Genomic DNA, 20,711 nt, shown 5'->3' on the forward strand with positions numbered 1-20,711 from the left:
TCACTGCGCTCGTCACGGTCGCCCGGGGGCTGGACCGGGGGGCCGGAGGGGGCCGAGTGGCGCGGCCAGGCGCCGGGCTCGGGGCGCTGCTGCTGGTAGTCCGGGTAGGCGGGGCGCACGGAGGGCAGGTCGTCGGAGGGGGCCTGGCGGCCGTAGCTCTCGCGGCCCTCGTAGGCGCCGCTGTCATAGCCCTCGTAGCCGTCACGGGCCTCGTAGGCATCGCGGCCCTGACCGCCGCCACGGCCCGCGGGCTCGTCGTAGCGGGACTGCTGCGGGGCCTGGGGGCGCTCGGCGGGGGGCTCGCCCGCGGAGTCGTCGACGGTGATCGCGATCCGGATGGGGCGGCCGCACTCGCGGCTGAGCGTCTCGCTGACGATCGGGGCCAGCCGGCCCTCCAGCACGCCCTTGGCGAATTCGTTGGGCACGGCCAGCAGGGCGGTGTCCGCGACGAGGGCCAGCGGCTGGCACCGCTTGATCCAGTGCTCGTCCTTGGTCTCGACGCCCTGGCCGCGCTTGTCCCGGCCCTCTCCCAGGAGCTGGTCGAGCACGCGCGGCCACACTGCGGCAAGATCGGCAGGCAGGTCAGCCACAGGGCACGCTCTCTCAGTCACTGGGGGCGCCCCGCGAGTCCCACGAATGTGTGGTTCTCGGGACGGGCGGGAAGGATTCGGAGTTCAGCCACGGTAGTCAGGCCGCGGTACGTGGTTCAAGTCGTTGTCCACAGGGTGTGTACAAATGTGCCATGGGGCGGGGCGTGTCGTCCCATCGGCCCGCGGCGGGCTACGGTGTATCCCTGGTGCGCTGCCGGTTTGACCGAATGGCGTAGCCGCGCGTACCGTGACCAGGTCGAGTTGTCGATGGCTGCTGCCGCCTGCCTCCGATGGGCAAAGGCCGTGTCGAGTATCTGATGCGGTCATGAAGCGGTGCACTCGGGCGTTGCGAGCTTCTCGTGGGCGCACGGTGACAGCCAGGCGATGTCCCGCCACCACCGATTCATTTCTGGAGCCCCCGAGTGAGCAAGCGCACCTTCCAGCCGAACAACCGCCGCCGCGCGAAGACCCACGGCTTCCGCCTGCGCATGCGCACCCGTGCCGGCCGCGCGATTCTCGCGTCCCGCCGTGGCAAGGGTCGCGCCCGTCTGTCGGCCTGAGCAGCCTGACCAATAGGTCCATGCCGTGCTGCCTACCGACAATCGGCTGAGGCGGCGCGAGGACTTTGCGACCGCGGTGCGCCGAGGACGCAGGGCCGGGCGCCCGCTCCTCGTCGTCCACCTCCGTAGCGGTACAACGGACCCGCACACACCTGGGGAGAATGCTCCCCCGGTGCGTGCGGGTTTCGTCGTCAGCAAGGCCGTCGGCGTCGCCGTAGTCCGCAATCTGGTGAAGCGCAGGCTTCGCCACCTGATGCGTGACCGGCTCGATCAGCTGCCCGCCGGTAGCCTGGTGGTGGTACGGGCCCTGCCCGGCTCGGGCGAGGCGGACCACGATGAGCTGGCCCGTGATCTTGACACCGCACTGCAGCGGCTGTTGGGAGGGGCGCCGCGCCGTTCCGATCCCCCCGGGGGCACCCCCCGGGACCTTGGCCGAAGCCAGGGAGGGAGCGCACGGTGAAGTATCCGCTGCTGTGGTTGATCAAGCTCTATCAGTGGACCATCAGCCCACTCCTGGGGCCGGTCTGCAAGTACTACCCGTCGTGCTCGCACTATGGCTACACCGCCATTGACGTGCACGGCGCGGTCAAAGGAACGGCGCTCACGGCCTGGCGCATCCTGCGCTGCAATCCGTGGTCGCTCGGTGGTGTCGACCACGTACCTCCCCGGAAGCGTCCGGTCTGGCACCAGCGGCTGAGGAGCCGACTGGGCGGGCACCCCGCCTTGGGGCCTGCCGCACAGCCCGAGACTCAGCCCAACGCCCAAGGAGCCTGATTCGTGGACACGATCCTCGGTCCTCTTTATTACGCAGTTTCCTGGATCATCGTCCAGTTCCACTCGCTGTACAGCCTCGTCTTCGACAAGGACAGCGGCTGGGCGTGGGGTCTGTCCATCGTCTCCCTGGTGGTCCTGATCCGCATCTGCCTGATCCCGCTCTTCGTGAAGCAGATCAAGGCCACGCGGAACATGCAGGCGCTCCAGCCGAAGATGAAGGCGATCCAGGAGCGCTACAAGAGCGACAAGCAGCGCCAGTCCGAAGAGATGATGAAGCTCTACAAGGAGACGGGCACCAACCCTCTCTCGAGCTGCCTTCCGATCCTGGCCCAGTCGCCCTTCTTCATCTCGCTGTACCAGGTCCTGAACCACATCGCGCAGGGCAAGACGGTCGGCGTCATCAACCAGGAGCTGCTCGACAGCGCGCAGAAGGCGCACATCTTCGGCGCCCCGCTGTCGGTGAAGTTCCTGGACTCCGCCTCGAAGATCGAGTCCTTCGGCGCCACGGTGACCGACGTCCGCGTCGTCACCGTCCTCATGATCGTCCTGATGTCGCTGTCGCAGTTCTACACGCAGCGCCAGCTGATGACGAAGAACGTCGACCTCTCCGTGAAGACGCCGTTCATGCAGCAGCAGAAGATGCTGATGTACGTCTTCCCGATCATCTTCGCCGTCCTCGGCATCAACTTCCCCGTCGGTGTCCTCGTCTACTGGCTGACCACCAACGTGTGGACCCTGGGTCAGCAGATGTTCGTCATCCGCCGTAACCCCACTCCGGGCAGCCTCGCCTTCAAGCAGCGCCAGGACCGCCTGCGCGCCAAGGGCAAGCTCAAGGAGGACCCGGTCGAGGTCGAGGCGAAGAAGGCCGTCGAGGCCGCCCGCGCCAACCGCCAGCAGCCCAAGCGCCAGACCAAGGCCAAGCGCCAGGTCGCCGCGCCGGGCACCACGGCCGCCACCTCCTCCGCCGAGCAGAAGCCCTCGCTGGAGAAGAAGCAGGACACGGACGCCGCGGACGCCAAGGAAGCCAAGGACACCAAGGGCGGTAAGCCCGGTCAGGCCGGCGGCGGATCCAAGTCCGGGCAGCGCAAGAGCGGCCCGCAGCGGCCCAAGCACCCCTCCAAGAAGTGATGAAGGAGTCCACCGTGACGGACACGCAGCGCCAGACCAGCGGTGTCGCCGCCGAGGGCACCGACACCCTGTCCCGCCTGGAGCAGGAGGGCGAGATCGCGGCCGACTACCTCGAGGGTCTGCTGGACATCGCCGACCTCGACGGCGACATCGACATGGACGTCGAGGCCGACCGCGCCGCCGTGTCGATCATCAGCGACTCGACCAGCCGTGACCTGCAGAAGCTGGTCGGCCGCGACGGCGAGGTGCTGGAGGCGCTCCAGGAGCTCACCCGTCTGGCCGTGAACCGGGAGACCGGCGACCGCAGCCGCCTCATGCTGGACATCGCCGGCTTCCGCGCCCGCAAGCGCGAGGAGCTGGCGAAGGTCGGTGCCCAGGCGGCCGCCGAGGCCCGCAGCACCGGCAGCGCGGTCAAGCTGGACCCGATGACGCCCTTCGAGCGCAAGGTCGTCCACGACGCCGTGGCCGCCGCGGGCCTGCGCAGCGAGTCCGAGGGCGAGGAGCCCCAGCGCTTCGTCGTCGTCCTCCCCGCCTGAACCGCCTGAACCGCCCGATCGGTTCTCTCCCGGCTTCTCGATCCCACTTCTAGGTGTGTCCGGCCCCGTCTGCTCGCAGGCGGGGCCGATCCTTGTCAGCCTGATATTCAGACTCTGATTTCTCAGTGATTCTCAGAGAGACGTCGTACGGAAGGACGGTTTCCCGTGGATGAGGCAGCGGAGCTCCCCCCGGCGCCCCCGGAGGCCCGGGAGGTTTTCGGTGACCGCCTGCCGGAGGCCGTTCGGTACGCCGAGGTGCTCGCGGATGCCGGCGTGCGGCGTGGCCTCATCGGTCCCCGAGAGGTTCCGCGGCTGTGGGAGCGGCATCTGCTGAACTGCGCGGTGCTCGCCGAGGCCGTCCCGGACGGCGTCTCCGTGTGCGACGTGGGCTCGGGCGCCGGCCTGCCGGGCATTCCGCTGGCCCTGGTCCGTCCGGACCTCCAGATCACGCTGCTGGAGCCGCTGCTGCGCCGTACGACCTTCCTCCAGGAGGTCGTGGAGCTGCTGGGCCTGGACCACGTCACCGTCGTCCGCGGCCGCGCCGAGGAGATGCTCGGCAAGGTGCAGCCGGTGCACGTCGTCACCGCCCGGGCGGTGGCCCCGCTGGACCGGCTGGCGGGCTGGGGCGTGCCCCTGCTGCGGCCGTACGGCGAGATGCTCGCCCTCAAGGGCGACACCGCCGAGGAGGAGCTCAAGGGCGCCCGTGCGGCGCTCAGCAAGCTCGGCGTCGTCCGTACCTCGGTGCTCCAGGTCGGCCAGGGCGTGGTGGACCCGCCGTCCACCGTGGTCCGGGTCGAGGTGGGGGAGAGCCCGGGCGGCGTGCGCTTCGCCGCGAAGCGGGCCAAGGCGGCGGGACGCTCGCGCCGCCGGCGCTGAGATCACCCCTGGGGAGCAGGGAAATGCTCCATACAACCTGCCAAAACTACCCATAGCGGAGTGTCGCCGCTATGGGGTAGAGCGCGCGCTGCATCGTGTTTCACGTGAAACGACGCTCCTTGTTGCAGGGAATCATCGGCCGGGGCCGCGCTGCTGTGCCGCGTGGTCAGCGGACGGCGGAACATGCCGGTGTATCCACAGGAACCGTGGATTCATCCACAGGAGAACGGGCCTCGCTGGTTCACAGACCCGAAAGCATGGCAGGCTCTGTCCATTGCGAGCCTGATGTCGAGGAGAGTGAATCCTTGCGGTCCGACGCCAATATCGCGGGGCCGATGGCCGACCCGGTCCCCGGTCCCCGCCCTGCCGAGTCCGTGCCGGGGGGCGACCCTGCCGGTCCCTTGGCAGATGACCCGACCGTTGTTTCACGTGCTGCAGATTTTCGGGGGACAACCCCCGAACCCCCGGCCGGGCACGGGGGCGCTGTTTCACGTGAAACAGAAACGCCGCCGCCCCCGATGCCCAGGCCGGACCAGACCCGGGTGATGGTGGTCGCCAACCAGAAGGGCGGCGTGGGCAAGACCACGACGACCGTGAACCTGGCGGCCTCGCTGGCACTCCATGGCAACCGCGTGCTGGTCCTCGACGGCTCTGGGCATCGACCACCACGCCGAGGTGCCGTCGATCTACGACGTCCTGGTGGACAGCAAGAAGCTCGCCGATGTGGTGCAGCCGGTCGTCGATGTGGAGGGGCTCTTCTGCGCGCCCGCCACGATCGACCTGGCGGGTGCCGAGATCGAGCTCGTCTCGCTCGTCGCCCGGGAGAGCCGGCTGGACCGCGCGATCAAGGCCTATGAGCAGCCGCTCGACTACATCCTGATCGACTGCCCGCCCTCGCTCGGCCTGCTGACGGTCAACGCCCTGGTCGCGGGTGCGGAAGTGCTGATCCCCATCCAGTGCGAGTACTACGCCCTGGAGGGCCTCGGCCAGCTCCTGCGCAATGTCGAGCTGGTGCGTGGGCACCTCAACCCCCAGCTCCATGTCTCGACCATCCTGCTGACGATGTACGACGGGCGGACCCGGCTGGCCTCCCAGGTGGCCGATGAAGTGCGCACCCACTTCGGCCACGAGGTGCTGCGGACCAGCATTCCCCGCTCCGTCCGGATCTCCGAGGCCCCGAGCTATGGGCAGACGGTTCTGACGTACGACCCGGGCTCCAGTGGAGCGCTCTCCTATCTGGAGGCAGCCCGGGAGATCGCGCTGCGGGGGGTCGGCGTACGTTACGACGGCAGTAGGGCTCACCTGGTGGGCCGCCAGCAACAGCAAGACCAGCACAGCATGTCGGAGGGGCTGCAGTGAGCGATCGACGTAGAGGACTGGGCCGTGGGCTCGGTGCCCTGATTCCAGCGGCGCCGAAGGCATCGGAGAGCGCCGGCCCCGCCGTGGGGTCCGACGCCACGTCCCCCACCGCGGTACCGGTACTCACGCCGGAGCGGGGGGTGGCAGCGGCCAAGGTGACCACGCTGCCGGTGAAGGACTTCACCGTTTCACGTGAAACGGATGCGGAGGCGCTCCGGGCCCAGGCGGAGGCCGAGGCGTCGGTGCAGACGGTGGCCGGGGCGTACTTCGCCGAGCTGCCGTTGGATGCCATCACGCCCAACCCGAAGCAGCCGCGGGCGTACTTCGACCCGGACGCGCTCGACGAGCTGATCCACTCCATCCGTGAGGTGGGCCTGCTCCAGCCCGTCGTCGTCCGGCGTCTGGGCCCCGAGCGCTATGAGCTCATCATGGGCGAGCGGCGCTGGCGGGCCTGCCGGGAGGCAGGGCTGGAACGGATCCCCGCCATCGTCCGGGCGACCGAAGACGACAAGCTGCTGCTCGACGCACTGCTGGAGAATCTCCACCGTGCTCAGCTGAACCCCCTTGAGGAGGCCGCTGCCTACGACCAGCTCCTCAAGGACTTCAACTGCACGCACGACGAGCTGGCCGGCCGGATCGGGCGCTCGCGCTCGATGGTGACCAACACGCTGCGGCTGCTGAAGCTGGCGCCGGAGGTGCAGAAAAAGGTCGCTTCCGGTGTGCTGATGGCCGGTCACGCCCGGGCTCTGGTCGGGGTGACCGACTCCGAGGAGCAGGAGACGCTCGCCAAGCGGATCGTGGCCGAGGGGCTGTCGGTGCGCAACGTCGAAGAGATCGTGAAGACGATGGACCCGGGGAAGCGCAGCTCCTCCAAGTCCAAGGGGCCCCGGGCCGGCGCCCGGGTCTCCCCGGCGCTGACCGATCTGGCCACCCGGCTGTCGGACCGCTTCGAGACCCGGGTGAAGGTCGACCTCGGGCAGAAGAAGGGCAAGATCGTCGTCGAGTTCGCCTCGATGGAGGACCTGGAGCGCATCCTGGGCACGCTCGCCCCGGGTGAGGGCCGGGTGCTGGAGCAGAAACTCTCCCACGAGGACGAGGACTGACAGCACGGTCCGACGTCAGGGCCGAGCAGTACACCGGGGCGGGTTGTGTTTCACGTGGAACACAACCCGCCCTTTGCCTTGTCCTGCTGTTCGCTCAATCCGCGCACGGATACGATGCGTTGGGGTATGGCGCAACCACGTTGACACAGTTCGCGGAGGGGCGGGGCCATGCGATGGGTGAGCCGGACCGGACTGATGGCAACAGGCTTCGGCCTGGGAGCAGTCGGCGGATTCGTCGGCAGCCTCCTCCAGGAGCGGAGTGCGCTGAGCGCCGCCCGGAGTAAGGCACGCGACGGAAGTGAGGAAATGGCTCCATGGGGCGTCGGCTCGTACCGCTCACGCTGGACAATCTCCCGGACCTCCCCCAGCGCTGTCGCTCCTGCGTCTTCTGGGAACTCGACCCGGTCAGCGGTGAGGCCGCGCTGAAAGCCGGCCGGCCCGAACTGGAGAAGGAGGCCTGGATCTCGGGAGTCCTCCTGGAGTGGGGATCCTGTGGCCGGGTGGCCTACGTCGACGAGGTCCCGGTGGGTTTTGTGCTCTACGCACCGCCCGCCTATGTCCCCCGGTCCGCCGCCTTCTCCACCAGTCCTGTCGCCGCGGACGCGGTCCAGCTGATGACGGCATGGCTGACGCCCGGCTTCCAGGGCCAGGGGCTGGGCCGGATGATGGTGCAGACCGCCGCCAAGGACGTCCTGCGGCGGGGCTTCAAGGCCATCGAGGCCTTCGCCGATGCGCGCTGGAAGGAACCGGCCTGTGTGCTGCCGGCCGATCACCTCCTGGCCGTCGGCTTCAAAACGGTGCGGCCGCACCCCCGCTATCCGCGGCTGCGGCTGGAGCTGAGGACGGCGCTCTCCTGGAAGGAGGACGTCGAGCTGGCGCTGGACCGCCTGCTGGGTGCGGTGCAGAAGGAGCCGGCGCTGCGGCCCCTGTAGCCGTCGCCTGTCCGTGAAACGCCGGGCGGCCGGTGCGTTTCACGTGAAACACACCGGCCGCCCGGAGAGTGCTGCTGACGCGCGGATGAATGCGCGCGGGTGACGCTTACGCGTGGATGAAGCTGCTCAGCTCGCGCTCCAGCGCGGCCTTCGGCTTGGCGCCGACGATCGTCTGGACGACCTCGCCACCCTTGTAGACGTTCAGGGTGGGGATCGACATCACGCCGTACTTCGCAGCGGTGTCGGGGTTCTGGTCGATGTTGAGCTTGACGATCTCGATCTTGTCGCCGTACTCGGCCGCGATCGCCTCCAGGGAGGGGGCGATCTGACGGCACGGACCGCACCAGTCGGCCCAGAAGTCCACCAGCACGGGCTTGTCGCTCTTGAGGACGTCCTCGGCGAAGGTCTTGTCGGTCACAGCCTTGAGAGCCACGGAGGTCTCCTTATTTCTTCTGCGTGGGGGCGGGGAGGGGGGAAGGGGGTGCGTCAGGCGGTCTTCTCGGGCTCGCGGACGTGCTCGCTGTCCGAGAGCGAGGCGAGGAAGCGCTCGGCGTCCAGGGCCGCGGAGCAGCCCGTACCGGCGGCGGTGATCGCCTGGCGGTAGGTGTGGTCCACGACGTCACCGGCGGCGAACACGCCGGTCAGGTTGGTGCGGGTGGAGGGGGCGTCCACCTTGAGGTAGCCCTCGTCGTCCAGCTCCAGCTGACCCTTGAAGAGCTCGGTGCGCGGGTCGTGGCCGATCGCGATGAACAGGCCGGTGACCGGGAGCTCGGAGGTCTCGCCGGACTTGAGGTTGCGCAGGGTCAGACCGGAGAGCTTGTTCTCGCCGTGGATCTCGGCGACCTCGCTGTCCCACACGAAGGAGATCTTCGGGTCGGCGAAGGCGCGCTCCTGCATGGCCTTGCTGGCCCGCAGGGTGTCACGGCGGTGGACGACGGTGACGGACTTGGCGAACCGCGAGAGGAAGGTGGCCTCCTCCATCGCGGTGTCGCCGCCACCGATGACGGCGATGTCCTGGTCCTTGAAGAAGAAGCCGTCGCAGGTGGCGCACCAGGAGACGCCGCGGCCCGAGAGCTCGTCCTCGCGGGGGAGGCCCAGCTTGCGGTGCTGCGAGCCGGTCGTGACGATCACGGCCTTGGCGCGGTGGACGGTGCCCGCGGAGTCCGTGACGGTCTTGATCTCTTCGCTCAGGTCGACCGCGATGATGTCGTCCGGGATCAGCTCGGCACCGAAGCGCTCGGCCTGCGCCCGCATGTTGTCCATGAGGTCCGGGCCCATGATGCCCTCACGGAAGCCGGGGAAGTTCTCGACATCGGTGGTGTTCATCAGGGCACCACCGGCGGTCACGGCACCCTCGAAGACCAGCGGCTTCAGCGAGGCGCGGGCGGTGTAGAGCGCGGCCGTGTAGCCCGCGGGCCCGGAGCCGATGATGATCACGTTGCGGACGTCGCTCACGGGAGTCTTCCTTGTCTGCCGACTGCTGTCTCGGTCCTTGAGGGGTTCACCCCACCCAACGGATCCTACGGGGCAGGCATTCCCGCGGATGCCTGCTGCGGCCGGGAGAGCTCAGAGGCGTGGCAGCGTCTCGGTCAGCAATACCTTGCCCGGTGTCGCGGAGCTCGCGTTGACGCAGGTGGCGGAGACCACATAGGCGTCGACGAGCGTGGTGTCACCCGGGTGCGGCAGGACGACGAGGTAGGCGTCCTCACCCTGATAGGTGTCCGGCTCGGCCGCCAGAGCCTGCTCCGAGCGCCCGATGCCCTGCCGGACGCAGAAGGGCGCTGTGCTGTTCTGCGCGCTCAGCGTCCTGTCGGGGGCGTTCCCGTCGGCCTCGGCGGTCTTCCCGCGGGGCTCGGTGGGACCGAAGGACAGGGGCTTCAGGAGTTCGTGCACCCGGTCCGTGAGATCACCGGAGGCGAGGGCATGCGCCGGCGCATGGCTCTCGCGGTCCTTGGAGGGCGTGGCCGTGGGTGCGTCCGTACCGCCGGACTGCAGGAAGAGGCCGCCCACGCCGATCACAGCGGCGACGCAGGCACTGCCGAGGAGCACGGTGGGCCAGCGGCGCGAGCGCCCGGTCCGCGGCTTGCGGGACGACGGGGTCTGCCTGCCGGGCCCGGTGGTGGCGGTGCGGGGGCGGCCGAGGGGACGGTCGACGGTTTCACGTGAAACCGAGCCAGCGACCCCTTTCTCTGTTTCACGTGAAACAGAGGTCGAGCGGTCGGCCGGGGGTTCGGGGGTTGCCCCCCGAGAAGTCGCAGCACGTGAAACAGGGGCCGAGCGGTCGGCCGGGGGTTCGGGGGTTGTCCCCCGAGAGCTCGCAGCACGTGAAACAGGGACGCCGAAGGGCGGCGTGGTCGAATCCAGCAGTGCCTCGGCGGCGAGTGCGGCGTCGATGCGGCCCGCGATGTCCGCCGGCATCCGGGGCGGGCCGGGCAGGGTCCCGAGCGCTCCCCGGATCTCGTCCAGCGAGCTGCGTACGTCCTCGCACAGCTCGCACGCCGCCAGGTGCTCCCTGACATCCGCGGTGCGTGCCGGTGAGAGCACCCCCTCGGTGAGCGCGGAGATCTCCGCGACCTCCGGGTGCCCATCCGTGCCGGTCATCGAAGTCACGCTCGCCCACCTCCGCCCTTCACTGGATCTGCGTCGCTCTGTCCTGCCGGTGGTGGGACGGACGCCCCCTGCGACCGGTTCCTTCCCCCGTCGAGCGGTGGGCTACCCCTGCCACCGGGACGCAGATGGGTGAGGATCGGCAGAAGTCGTGCCCGCCCCCGTGCACAGCGGCTCTTCACGGTGCCGACGGGGACGTCCAGCACCGCGGCCGCCTCGGCGACGGGATATCCCTGCATGTCGACCAGGACGAGGGCGGCGCGCTGGTCGGGCGGGAGCGTGGCGAGCGCCTGCAGCAGCTCCCGGTGCAGGTCCCCGCGCTCCGCGGGTGCGGCTGCGGACTCGTGCGGCTCTATGAGCTGTTCCAGCCGCTCGGTCTCGGCGAGCGGGTCGGTGCGCCGCGAGGCGGCTTTGCGCGCACGGTCCAGACAGGCGTTGACGGTGATGCGGTGCAGCCAGGTGGTGACGGCGGACTGGCCGCGGAAGGTGTGTGCGGCGCGGTAGGCGGAGACCAGGGCGTCCTGCACGGCGTCGGCGGCCTCTTCTCTGTCGCCGAGGGTGCGCAGGGCGACGGCCCAGAGGCGGTCACGGTGCCGGCGCACGATCTCGCCGAAGGCGTCGGAGTCGCCGGCGACGTGCCGGGCGAGGAGATCGGCATCGCTGAGGCCGTCACGCATGGCGTCGTCCACCGTCGAGCCCTCCCCCTGAGGTCCGTTCCGAACGTCAGCCGGTGAACTTCACGTTGGTGATGCCCTGCTTGTATCCGTCACCGGCATAGGTCGTCGCGTCAGGGCCAGAGTAAGGGGCCGCCGTGATCCACAGGACGACGTATTGGGCCTCGACCGGCTTCTTGAGGGAGAGCTTTATCGAATCGGTCGATGTCTTCTTGGTCGTGATCTTCTCCATCGACTTCAGCGACTCGGAGCCGCCGAAGGACTTCGCCGCGTAGAGCGACACCTCGGTGTGGTCGCCGCCGTAGAGGAACTTGATGTCCGCGGAGCGGAGCTTCTGCAGGCTGCCGAGGTCGTAGATGATCCCGACGCCGCCCTTGTACTGGGTCAGGGACGGGCCCTCGCGGTAGCTGCGCGACCGCCACGTCTTCGACGGGTCGTCGTACTTGGTGTAGGTGTTCTTCACCAGGTCTTCGTGCTGTGGAGTGCCGTCCGGGGCGTACTCCTGGGCGTCGGCGATCTTTATCGGCTCGCCGGTCGGCTTCGAGCCGTCGTCGCCCGTCGACTCGGAGATCTGCGGGTGGTCCCCCTGCCCGTCCTTCAGGAGCGTGTCCGCGAGCTGCCAGCTGGCCAGGCCCAGGGCGGCGATCAGCAGGGCGGCGACGCTCCACTTGAGCGCGCGGCCCGTGCGGCCCTGCAGCGGAGGCGGCGGGGGCACCGGCATGGGGCCTGTGGAGCCGGCGCCGTGCGGCGGCTGCTGGCCGTAGGCGTGCGGGCGCTGGTAGCCGCCCGGCGGCGTGGCGAAGGCCGACTCCGGGGGCCGGATGCGCGGCATGGCGGCGACGGCCTTGGACAGCTCCTCCGGCGTCGTGCACGGCTTCTCCTGCCGTGACGCGGTGGCGCCGTCGTTGACGAGCGCGCGCATGGCGAGCTCGGAGAGGCCGCGGTGGACACCGGCGCGGACCTGGTCGGGGGCGATGAGGCCGACGCCCTTGGGCAGGCCGGGCAGCCCGTGGGCGCTGTCCTCGTAGGGCCAGCGCTGGGTGAGCGCGGCGTAGAGGAGCGCGCCGATGGCCTCGGTGTCGGTCTGCTGGGGGTGGTCGGAGGTGATGCCCCGCAGCGCCGCCATGACGGCCAGGCCGCGGATGCGGTACTGCCCGGTGCCCGTGCGCAGCACGGAGCCGGGGTGGAGGCGCAGGTGGGCGAGCCCCTCGCGGTGGGCGGCGGCCATGGCCTGGGAGACCTGGCTGACGAGCTGGTAGGCGTCGTGCGGCTCCATGGGGCCGGAGGCGAGGACGTTGGTGAGCTCGGTGGCGTCGGGCAGCCACTCGTGGACGACGTAGACGAGGTCGTTCTCCTCGACGGCGTCGAGGACCTGGACGAAGCGGGGGTCGCCGAGGAGGGCTGCGGAACGGGCGGCGGCGAGGACGGGCCGGGCGCGCGGGTGATCGGCGGGCAGCAGGTGGACGCCCACGGCGCGGCGGAGCTTCTCGTCCACCGCACGCCAGCTGCTGAATCCCTCCAGACGGGTGACGCACTCCTCCAGGCGGTACCGCCTGGCGAGCTTGTGGCCGCTGTGCAGCTCGGGCGTGGTCCGGTCGTCGCGGGCGGGCTTCTTGCCCTCCGCGCGCCCGCCGTCCTTGTGGGTGCCGGCCTTGGTCGCGGCCTCCGCCCCGTCGGCCGTGGCCTTGCCCGCCTTGGCGGTCAGCGGCTTGCCGCCGCTGTTGCCTGCCACGTCGACGGCAGCTGTGCTCCGTTCTGCCACCGTCGTTCCTGCCTCCCCATCCGTTGCACGCTGTCCACAGCCAAGACAATTGTGCCCACAGTCCGGCGCTATGCACGACACACGGCGGCGGGCGAAGGTTGTGCTCCCGTCAGCGTCCGAGACGCCCGCGGACCATACCGACCATGGCCGTCAGCTCCTCGATCCGCATCCGCTTCGCTGCGACGTAGAAGACGCCGAGCAGGATCAGACCGCCGCCGGTCAGGGAGGCGAGCGAACCGAGTACGCCCTGGCCGAGGACCTGCGTGATGCCGTAGGCCGCAGCCCCGCCGACGAGGGCCGCGGGGATGCACGCACCGGCGAGGCGGGCGTACGTCCGGACGACGCGGGAGCCGTCCAGATCCCCGCCGAGGCGGGTACGCAGGCGGCGCCACGCGACACCGACACCGACGGCGTAGCCGAGGCCGTAGGCGGCGGCCATGCCGGCGACGGCCCAGCGGGACGGCAGCACGAGGTAGCTCAGGAACGAGACGGCCGCGTTGACGGCGGCGACGATCACCGTGTTGTAGAAGGGGGTGCGCGTGTCCTCGTAGGCGTAGAAGCCGCGGAGGATGACGTACTGCGCGGAGTACGGGATCAGGCCGAGGCCGAAGGCCATGATGATGTAGCCGATGTTGGTGGCGGCGTTCGTGCCCGAGCCGCTGCCGAACATCAGCGTCGACATGGGGACGCCGAGGGCCAGGAACGCGAAGGCGCACGGCACGATCGCGACGGCCGAGGTGCGCAGGCCGTGGGAGAGGTCGTCCCGGACGGCGGAGGCGTCGCCGTCGTGGGCGGCGCGGGAGATCCGGGGGAGGACCGCGGTCATCACCGAGACGGTGATGATGGCCTGCGGCATTTGCCAGAGCTGCAGCGCGAAGTTGTAGGCGGTGATGCCGGTGCCCTTCTGGCCGGCCTTCTCCGCGAGTGAGCCCGCCTTGGTGGCGAGCTGGCTGACGACGATCAGACCGAGCTGGTTGGCCAGGACGAAGAAGAACGTCCACTTGGCCAGGCCCGCGGCCTTGCCCAGGCCCTGTCCGCGCCAGTCGAAGCGGGGGCGGATCCGGAAGCCGGCGTCACGCAGGTAGGGGAGCATCGCCAGCGACTGGACGACGAGGCCCAGCAGCGTGCCGATGCCGAGCAGCCGGACGCCCTCGGGCGTGATCGTGGCCGAGGTGATGTCGGTCGAGGACGCGGGACCGAAGGCCCAGATGAAGGAGCCGAAGGTCGCGATGATGATGATGTTGTTCAGGACCGGGGTCCACATCATCGCGCCGAAGCGGCCGCGCGCGTTGAGGATCTGTCCCATGACGACGTGCACGCCCATGAAGAACATGGTCGGCACGCAGTAGCGGGCGAAGGCGACCGCCACGTCCATCCGGGTGGGATCGTCGGCGATGGTCGGCGACATCATCTGGATGAACAGCGGTGCGCCGAGCACACAGACGGTGGTGACACCCGCGAGCAGCACGATGACGAGGGTCAGCAGGCGGTTGGCGTACGCCTCTCCGCCGTCCTCGTCGTTCTTCATCGCCCGCACCAGCTGCGGGATGAAGACGGCGTTGAGCGCGCCGCCGGCCACCAGGATGTAGATCATGGTGGGCAGGGTGTTGGCGATCTGGTAGCCGTCGTTGAGCGTGCTGACGCCGATCGCCGCCGCCATGACGAGGTTGCGGGCGAAGCCCAGGATGCGGGAGACCATCGTGCCCGCGGCCATGAGCGCGCTCGACTTCAGCACGCTGGCCGCCTTGCCGCCCTTGGCCTGCGGAGCGGCGGCCGTGGGGGCCGGCGGCTCGGGTTCCGGCGAGGGCTCGGGCGTGGCCGGCCCCTGCGGGGGCTGCGCACCGTACTGGCCCGGGGCAGGGATCTGCTGGCCGGGTGGCCGCGGCGGCTCGTAAGGCTGCTGCTGGTCGCGGTAGAGGTGGGCGAAGGCGTCCCGCTGCGGGCCGTCCTCCCCGGGGCGGTCGAAGCCCTCCACGGCGGAGAACTGCTTGGTGGCGTCGTCGTCTCCGTGGGCAGGGAAGCCCGCCTGCCCGCCGGACTGGGCCGGGGGCCACGCCCGGGCGCCCGTGTCGGGGCCCGGCTGCTGCTGCAGCGGGTAGGTGTTGCGGTACGTGCCGGGCGGCGCCGGGGGCGCGGCGCGGTCGTACAGCGCGTCGCTCACCGGGTCCTGGGCGGCCGGGTCGTGCCCGGGATAGGGCTCGGAGGCATAGGCGTCCCGCAGGTAGGGATCCTGGGCGTACGGGCCCTGGCGCGGCGTGCCGGGGGCAGCCGGGGGCGGCGGGTACTGACCCCGCGGCTCACCACCCGCGCCCTGCCCGCGGTCACCGTCGTACGGCGCGTTCATCGCTACCCCACCTCATCGTCCGCGGCCGGCCGGCCCCACTACGCGTCAACGTTCCACTTTCTCACCCGAGCCGGATGGCTCCGTGTCATGCGAACCGGTGTCCGGGGCCGGGTCACCCGGCCGCGCGGGCCGGTCGTCCCCCGGGCCTCCGTTTTCCGGCCCCTCGCCGTCCGCTCCGGGCTGCCCGCCCTCGGCCGCACGGGTGGCGGACCGCTTCCGCTTGATGTAGATGCGGAGCCCCGCGAGGACCAGCAGGAGCACTCCACCGGCGATGACGAGGAGAACCATAGGGGTGATGGACGTGACATGCACAGTGAAGAGGACCGGGTCGCCGTAGGGCTGGCCCTCGTCCGTGTAGAGACGGGCCGTCACGCGCACCGGGCCGTTGGCATTGGCCCGGGTCTCGAACTTCACCGACTGGTTCTGCCCGCCGTTGATCTTCACCGGCTGGGAGCGGTCCACCTGCAGACGGTTGGTCTGGCTGGATTCCAGCACCAGGTGGAGCCCCTCGATCCCCTGCAGCAGGCCGTTGTGGACCGTCATGGGGATCGTGGCGCTGCGCCCGGACAGGGTCACGTCGGACTTCTTGATCAGCTCCACGCGGCGGGTGAGCCCGTAGAGGTAGGACTGCACCGCCTCGCGGAACTCGGCGGCGCCCTTGCGGTCGCCGCGCCACGAGGTCGACATCTCCCGCATGATCGCGCTGCCGAAGGGGGTCACCACGCGGTCCTGCGAGGTCAGGATCACCTTGAAGCCGTCCAGGGTGACCTGGGTCTTCTGGATCTCCTGGAACGCCTTGGTGGTCAGCTCCTGCTCACGCAGCGAGTCGGGGTACGAGCCGGTGCCCGGGACCTGCTGGTTCGCATCCGGGTCCGGCTTGGCGGCGGCCGCGTCGCCCAGGTTGACCGGCTGCGTCCAGCGGTTGTCCGAGAGGGCCTTGATCGCCGCGGCCATCGCCTGGGCCTGGCTCGTGGTGGGCATGCGCTGCGGCGCCACGACGATGCTGCGCTCGTTGTCCGGCGCCTGCCGGTTCACCAGGAGGCTCTGGGCGACGAACCGCTGCACGGCGAGCGAGTACTCGCCGGCGCGGACGAGGTCGCCCTGGAAGCCGGTGGACATCCGGGCGTCCGCCACGACGGCGGTGTTGCCGCTGCCGATCTGGCGGGCGGCGGTGGGGCTGTAGGACGTCCGGTCGCGGAAGCTGTCACTGCGCGCGATGACGTTGTGGGCGCCGGCCGAGGTGGCGACGTCGATGATCGAGGAGTCGACGGCGCCGTCGACCGGCCAGGCGAAGTCCGTGCGCGGCTTCACGCCGAGGATGGTGTCCACCGTCGTCGAGGCGAGCTCCGTGGCGGACTGCAGGTGGCTCAGGGAGCCCGGCACGTCCTTGCCGTGGTGGGCCAGCGACGCGAGGTCGGGGTCGCCGAACGGCAGCGCCACCACCTGGTCGCCGGCGACGGCGTTCTGCAGCTGGCTGAGCCACTGCTTGGCGACCGCCTGTCCCCGGCCCGGCGTGTTCTTCCCGTCCGGACCGCCCACCCGGTAGCTCTTGGTCATGGCCTCGACCGTGGCGAGCAGATCGGGGTCGATCACCCAGGTGATCGGCAGGTCCTTGCCCAGCGCGACCAGCTGCTGCAACCGTCCGCCCGGGGCCAGCTCCGCGGCCAGGTCGTCGTTGGGGAAGATCGGCGTCTGCTGCTGGTCGGACTCGGTCCGGGCGGTGAGGTGCGTCGCGGAGATCAGCGGCCACAGGAACGTGAGCTGCGTCTTCTTGCCCTCGATCGCGGAGGGCTGCCAGGTCAGCAGCGTCTGCGCGGCCCCCAGCACCCGCTCGAAGCCCTGGTCCGCGGTGCGCCCCGACAGCGACACGCCGAGCTGGTACACCCCGTCCCGGCTGAGGTCCAGATCCTTCGCCGGCAGCGAGATGCTGAAGTCGCGGCTCGCCCCCGGAGGCAGCTTGTCGACCTTCTGGGTGTGCTTGCCGATCTCGGAGCCGTCGGCGGCGCCGGACGCGGAGGACCGGGTGCCGGTCTCGTCGGCGTCGACCCGGCTGTTGATCTGGCTGCCCACCCGCAGGCCGACGTGCGCGTCGGAGATCGTCGAGCCGCCGGTGTTGGTGACGCTGCCCGAGACGGTGAGCGTGTCGTCCTGCTTCGGCGCGGCGGGGGTCAGCGTGTGGACGGAGACCTCGACCGGGCGGGAGCCTGTGGACTCCGCGCGGGCCGCCGGTGCCGCCGGCAGCTGCACCAGCCCGAGCAGCAGCGCCGCGCCCACCAGGACCGTCGCGAGATGCCGGTACCACCGGCAGGCGGCAGCGGAGGGGGTCTCCTGGGTCTCTGCCGCCTCGGCCACGCGCTCGCCCGTCCCTCGTCGTCGTCAGTGGTCGTCGGTTGTGCGTCCACGAATGGTAACGAGGCCCGCTGTGACGAAGTGCTGCGGACCGCTCCGCAAGATCGCGCAGCCGGCCCGATGTCCCGGCTGCGCCCGCTTTGCGTGGGCTGCGCCATGCGTCCGTAACCGGGAGGCCCCGGGGCGCGCGGCCACGTACCCTCTTCTGTTGTGCCGAATGCCAACAATGACAGCCTCACCCAGTCGTCGACCAACGAGCTCAGCCAGGTGCAGCGCCGTGCCGTGAGCGAGCTCCTGAGGGTCTCCCCCGTGGCCGACGACCTCGCCCGCCGATTCCAGGAAGCCGGGTTCACGCTTGCCCTGGTCGGCGGCTCCGTACGGGACGCGCTGCTCGGCAGGCTCGGCAACGACCTCGACTTCACCACGGACGCCCGCCCCGAGGACGTCCTGAAGATCGTCCGGCCCTGGGCGGACGCCGTCTGGGAGGTCGGCATCGCCTTCGGCACCGTGGGATGCCGCAAAGCCGACTTCGACATCGAGGTCACCACATACCGGTCGGAGGCCTACGACCGGACCTCCCGCAAGCCGGAGGTCTCCTACGGCGACTCCATCGAGGAAGACCTCGTCCGCCGCGACTTCACCGTCAACGCCATGGCCGTCGCGCTGCCGGAGAAGGAGTTCATCGACCCGCACGGCGGCCTGGAGGACCTGGCCGCCCGGGTCCTGCGCACCCCCGGCACCCCGGAGGAGTCCTTCTCCGACGACCCGCTGCGCATGATGCGCGCCGCGCGCTTCGCCGCCCAGCTCGACTTCGAGGTCGCGCCCGAGGTCGTCACCGCGATGACCGAGATGTCCGGCCGACTCGAGATCGTCTCGGCCGAGCGGGTCCGGGACGAGCTCAACAAGCTGATCCTCTCCGACCACCCGCGCAAGGGCCTGAAGCTGCTGGTCGACACCGGGCTCGCCGCGCTCGTCCTGCCCGAGCTGCCCGCCCTGCGCCTGGAGCGTGACGAGCACCACCGCCACAAGGACGTGTACGAGCACACGCTCACCGTCCTGGAGCAGGCCGTCGCCCTGGAGGCCCCGCGCGACCAGCCCGGCGGCGGACCCGACCTGGTGCTGCGCCTCGCGGCGCTGCTGCACGACATCGGCAAGCCGCGCACGCGCCGCTTCGAGAAGGACGGCCGGGTCTCCTTCCACCACCACGAGGTGGTGGGCGCCAAGATGACCAAGGCCCGGATGACCAAGCTCAAGTACTCCAACGAGCTGGTGAAGGAGGTCTCCAAGCTGGTCGAGCTGCACCTGCGCTTCCACGGCTACGGCACCGGCGAGTGGACCGACTCCGCCGTGCGCCGCTACGTGCGCGACGCCGGGCCTCTGCTGGAGCGGCTCCACAAGCTGACCCGGTCCGACTGCACCACGCGCAACAAGCGCAAGGCCAATGCGCTCTCGCGGGCGTACGACGGCCTGGAGGAGCGCATCGCCAAGCTGCAGGAGCAGGAGGAGCTGGACGCGATCCGGCCGGACCTGGACGGCAATCAGATCATGGAGATCCTGGGCGTGGGCCCGGGCCCGCAGATCGGCAAGGCGTACAAGCACATGCTGGAGCTGCGCCTGGAGAACGGCCCGATGGGTCATGACGAGGCGGTCGCCGCGCTCAGGGAGTGGTGGGCGGCGCAGGGCTGACCCTCCACGTTCCCTGTTTCACGTGAAACATGAAGCGGGGCGGTGGGCGATTCACGGTTTCACGTGAAACACCCACCGCCCCGCTTCATGCTTCCTGCCGGTTCCGGAAGCCCGCCAGGGTGACGGCGACGACGGCGTAGAGCGCGGCGACGGCGGACACCAGCAGGGCCGACCGGCCGTCGGGCGGCAGCATCAGGGCCGCCACTCCGGCCGCTCCCACGAAGGCGACGTTGAAGAGGACGTCGTAGAGCGAGAAGACCCGGCCCCGGAAGGCGTCGTCCACCGAGGACTGGACCACGGTGTCCGTGGCGATCTTGGCGCCCTGGGTGGTCAGGCCCAGGACGAAGGCGGCGATCAGCATGGGGACGCGCTCGAAGGGCAGGCCGAGGGCGGGTTCCAGCACCGCCGCGACGGTGGCGCAGGCGACCATCCAGCCGAGCCTGCCCAGCCGGGAGACCGCCCAGGGGGTGATGACGGCCGCCGCGAAGAACCCCGCGCCCGAGACGGCGACGGCGAGCCCCAGCAGGGCCATGCCCTTGGACTCGCTGCTCGTCCACGCATGCCGGCAGAGCATCAGCACGGTGACGGTGAGGGCGCCGTAGCAGAAGCGCATCAGCGTCATGGCGGCGAGCGCGCAGGCGGCCGTTCGGCGCTCGGCGAGATGCCGCAGCCCCGCGGCCAGGCCCCGTGCGGTACCGGTCAGGAGAGCGCCCAGCCGACGGGCCGCCGGTGCGTCCGGGCCCAGCAGGCCGATCGGCATCAACAGTGAGCACAGGGCGGCGGACAAGTAGAGCGCCGCGCCGAGCAGGACGACCAGGGCGTCGGCGCCCTCGGGGGCGCCCAGCCGTACGGCGAAGGCGAGGCCGCCGCCCACGGTGGCCGCGAGGGTCCCGGCGGTCGGGGAGAGGGCGTTGGCCATGACCAGGCGCTCGCGTGAGTCGACCACACGGGGCAGCGAGGCGGAAAGCCCGGCGAGTACGAAGCGGTTGACGGCGGTGACCGACAAGGCGGAGGCGTAGAAGAGCCAGTCGGGGACGCGCGCGACGATGAGCAGGGCGGTCACGCCGGCCAGGGCGGTACGCAGCAGGTTGCCGTGGAGCAGCACCTGGCGGCGGCGCCAGCGGTCCAGCAGCACGCCGGCGAAGGGGCCCAGCAGCGAGTACGGCAGGAGGAGCACCGCCATGGCCGAGGCGATGGCCGTGGGGGACGCCTGCTTCTCCGGGGAGAAGACCACGTAGGTGGCGAGCGCGACCTGGTAGACCCCGTCGGCGGCCTGGGAGAGGAGCCTGACTGCCAGCAGGCGGCGGAAATCGCGAAGGCGGAGCAGGACGCGAAGATCACGCACAACGGGCATGGTCCACAGCCTCACACAACGCGCAGGTCCCCGGGTGGACAACCCGGGGACCTGCGCATGCGGGGAAGAGGCGGAAC

Annotated in this window: 16 protein-coding genes and 3 pseudogenes; 10 read left to right on the plus strand and 9 right to left on the minus strand. The window is 70.3% G+C overall.

Annotation, left to right across the window (positions count from 1 at the left end):
* Positions 1-53: 53 nt before the first annotated feature.
* A pseudogene (locus tag IE241_RS35135) lies at positions 54-590 on the minus strand (chromosomal replication initiator protein DnaA); the annotation flags it as partial.
* 422 nt (positions 591-1,012) lie between these two features.
* Between IE241_RS35135 and rpmH the strand changes: the two are divergent.
* From rpmH to IE241_RS20790, 9 genes and pseudogenes are all read left to right on the plus strand, one after another.
* Positions 1,013-1,150 carry a 50S ribosomal protein L34 gene (gene rpmH / locus IE241_RS20750; RefSeq protein ID WP_003949374.1) on the plus strand — a complete coding sequence of 46 codons (138 nt, stop codon included), beginning with the start codon at positions 1,013-1,015 and terminating at the stop codon, positions 1,148-1,150.
* A 25-nt stretch (positions 1,151-1,175) separates the two neighbouring features.
* Positions 1,176-1,544 (plus strand): annotated as a pseudogene (gene rnpA, locus IE241_RS20755) (ribonuclease P protein component); the annotation flags it as partial.
* Between the two features lie 62 nt (positions 1,545-1,606).
* Complete coding sequence (gene yidD, locus IE241_RS20760) at positions 1,607-1,924, plus strand: membrane protein insertion efficiency factor YidD (RefSeq protein WP_190023301.1); 318 nt, start codon at positions 1,607-1,609, stop codon at positions 1,922-1,924.
* A 3-nt stretch (positions 1,925-1,927) separates the two neighbouring features.
* On the plus strand, positions 1,928-3,052 hold the full coding sequence (gene yidC / locus IE241_RS20765) for a membrane protein insertase YidC (RefSeq protein WP_190023302.1): 1,125 nt from the start codon (positions 1,928-1,930) through the stop codon (positions 3,050-3,052).
* Positions 3,053-3,066: 14 nt separating this feature from the next.
* Positions 3,067-3,588, plus strand: coding sequence for a Jag family protein (locus IE241_RS20770; protein ID WP_030366841.1), 522 nt, complete (start codon positions 3,067-3,069; stop codon positions 3,586-3,588).
* Positions 3,589-3,753: 165 nt separating this feature from the next.
* Complete coding sequence (gene rsmG, locus IE241_RS20775) at positions 3,754-4,464, plus strand: 16S rRNA (guanine(527)-N(7))-methyltransferase RsmG (protein WP_058045322.1); 711 nt, start codon at positions 3,754-3,756, stop codon at positions 4,462-4,464.
* 257 nt (positions 4,465-4,721) lie between these two features.
* Positions 4,722-5,823: pseudogene (locus IE241_RS20780) on the plus strand (ParA family protein).
* Entirely contained in the window at positions 5,820-6,926 is a 1,107-nt protein-coding gene (locus IE241_RS20785; protein ID WP_190023303.1) for a ParB/RepB/Spo0J family partition protein, read from the plus strand. The pseudogene IE241_RS20780 and the gene IE241_RS20785 overlap by 4 nt, the downstream one beginning before the upstream one ends.
* A 314-nt stretch (positions 6,927-7,240) precedes the next feature.
* The gene (locus tag IE241_RS20790) at positions 7,241-7,858 is read left to right on the plus strand and encodes a GNAT family N-acetyltransferase (protein ID WP_058045325.1); all 618 of its coding nucleotides are present in this window, start codon (positions 7,241-7,243) and stop codon (positions 7,856-7,858) included.
* Between the two features lie 106 nt (positions 7,859-7,964).
* On the opposite strand, the gene trxA is transcribed toward IE241_RS20790, so the two are convergent.
* The 7 genes from trxA to IE241_RS20825 form a co-directional block, all read right to left on the minus strand.
* A complete protein-coding gene (gene trxA / locus IE241_RS20795; RefSeq protein WP_190023304.1) occupies positions 7,965-8,291 on the minus strand; it encodes a thioredoxin in 327 nt (108 codons plus the stop codon).
* A 53-nt stretch (positions 8,292-8,344) separates the two neighbouring features.
* A complete protein-coding gene (trxB, locus tag IE241_RS20800) occupies positions 8,345-9,313 on the minus strand; it encodes a thioredoxin-disulfide reductase (RefSeq protein WP_190023305.1) in 969 nt (322 codons plus the stop codon).
* A gap of 111 nt (positions 9,314-9,424) precedes the next feature.
* The gene (locus IE241_RS20805; RefSeq protein ID WP_190023306.1) at positions 9,425-10,468 is read right to left on the minus strand and encodes an RsmA family anti-sigma factor; all 1,044 of its coding nucleotides are present in this window, start codon (positions 10,466-10,468) and stop codon (positions 9,425-9,427) included.
* Complete coding sequence (gene sigM, locus IE241_RS20810) at positions 10,465-11,142, minus strand: RNA polymerase sigma factor SigM (protein WP_190023502.1); 678 nt, start codon at positions 11,140-11,142, stop codon at positions 10,465-10,467. Before sigM ends, IE241_RS20805 begins: the two co-directional genes overlap by 4 nt.
* Before the next feature lie 46 nt (positions 11,143-11,188).
* The gene (locus IE241_RS20815) at positions 11,189-12,901 is read right to left on the minus strand and encodes a protein kinase family protein (protein ID WP_190023307.1); all 1,713 of its coding nucleotides are present in this window, start codon (positions 12,899-12,901) and stop codon (positions 11,189-11,191) included.
* 109 nt (positions 12,902-13,010) lie between these two features.
* Positions 13,011-15,245: a murein biosynthesis integral membrane protein MurJ gene (gene murJ / locus IE241_RS20820; protein WP_190023308.1), complete on the minus strand. Its 2,235-nt coding sequence runs from the start codon at positions 15,243-15,245 to the stop codon at positions 13,011-13,013.
* 45 nt (positions 15,246-15,290) lie between these two features.
* Positions 15,291-17,597 carry a DUF6049 family protein gene (locus IE241_RS20825; protein ID WP_190023309.1) on the minus strand — a complete coding sequence of 769 codons (2,307 nt, stop codon included), beginning with the start codon at positions 17,595-17,597 and terminating at the stop codon, positions 15,291-15,293.
* A gap of 207 nt (positions 17,598-17,804) precedes the next feature.
* Between IE241_RS20825 and IE241_RS20830 the strand changes: the two genes are divergently transcribed.
* The gene (locus tag IE241_RS20830; RefSeq protein WP_190023310.1) at positions 17,805-19,280 is read left to right on the plus strand and encodes a CCA tRNA nucleotidyltransferase; all 1,476 of its coding nucleotides are present in this window, start codon (positions 17,805-17,807) and stop codon (positions 19,278-19,280) included.
* A gap of 85 nt (positions 19,281-19,365) precedes the next feature.
* Here IE241_RS20830 and IE241_RS20835 read toward each other — a convergent pair whose 3' ends face one another.
* Complete coding sequence (locus IE241_RS20835) at positions 19,366-20,634, minus strand: MFS transporter (RefSeq protein WP_190023311.1); 1,269 nt, start codon at positions 20,632-20,634, stop codon at positions 19,366-19,368.
* Positions 20,635-20,711 lie beyond the last annotated feature (77 nt).

Origin of the sequence: Streptomyces hiroshimensis (assembly GCF_014650335.1) — a bacterium.
GTDB lineage: Bacteria > Actinomycetota > Actinomycetes > Streptomycetales > Streptomycetaceae > Streptomyces > Streptomyces hiroshimensis.

What these genes read in the sequence shown, in the direction of transcription:
- IE241_RS20790 (WP_058045325.1), top strand. Translation starts at nt 7,241, where the DNA reads ATGGGGCGTCGGCTCGTACCGCTCACGCTGGACAATCTCCCGGACCTC.
- murJ (WP_190023308.1), bottom strand. Translation starts at nt 15,245, where the DNA reads ATGAACGCGCCGTACGACGGTGACCGCGGGCAGGGCGCGGGTGGTGAG.
- IE241_RS20835 (WP_190023311.1), bottom strand. Translation starts at nt 20,634, where the DNA reads ATGCCCGTTGTGCGTGATCTTCGCGTCCTGCTCCGCCTTCGCGATTTC.
- sigM (WP_190023502.1), bottom strand. Translation starts at nt 11,142, where the DNA reads ATGCGTGACGGCCTCAGCGATGCCGATCTCCTCGCCCGGCACGTCGCC.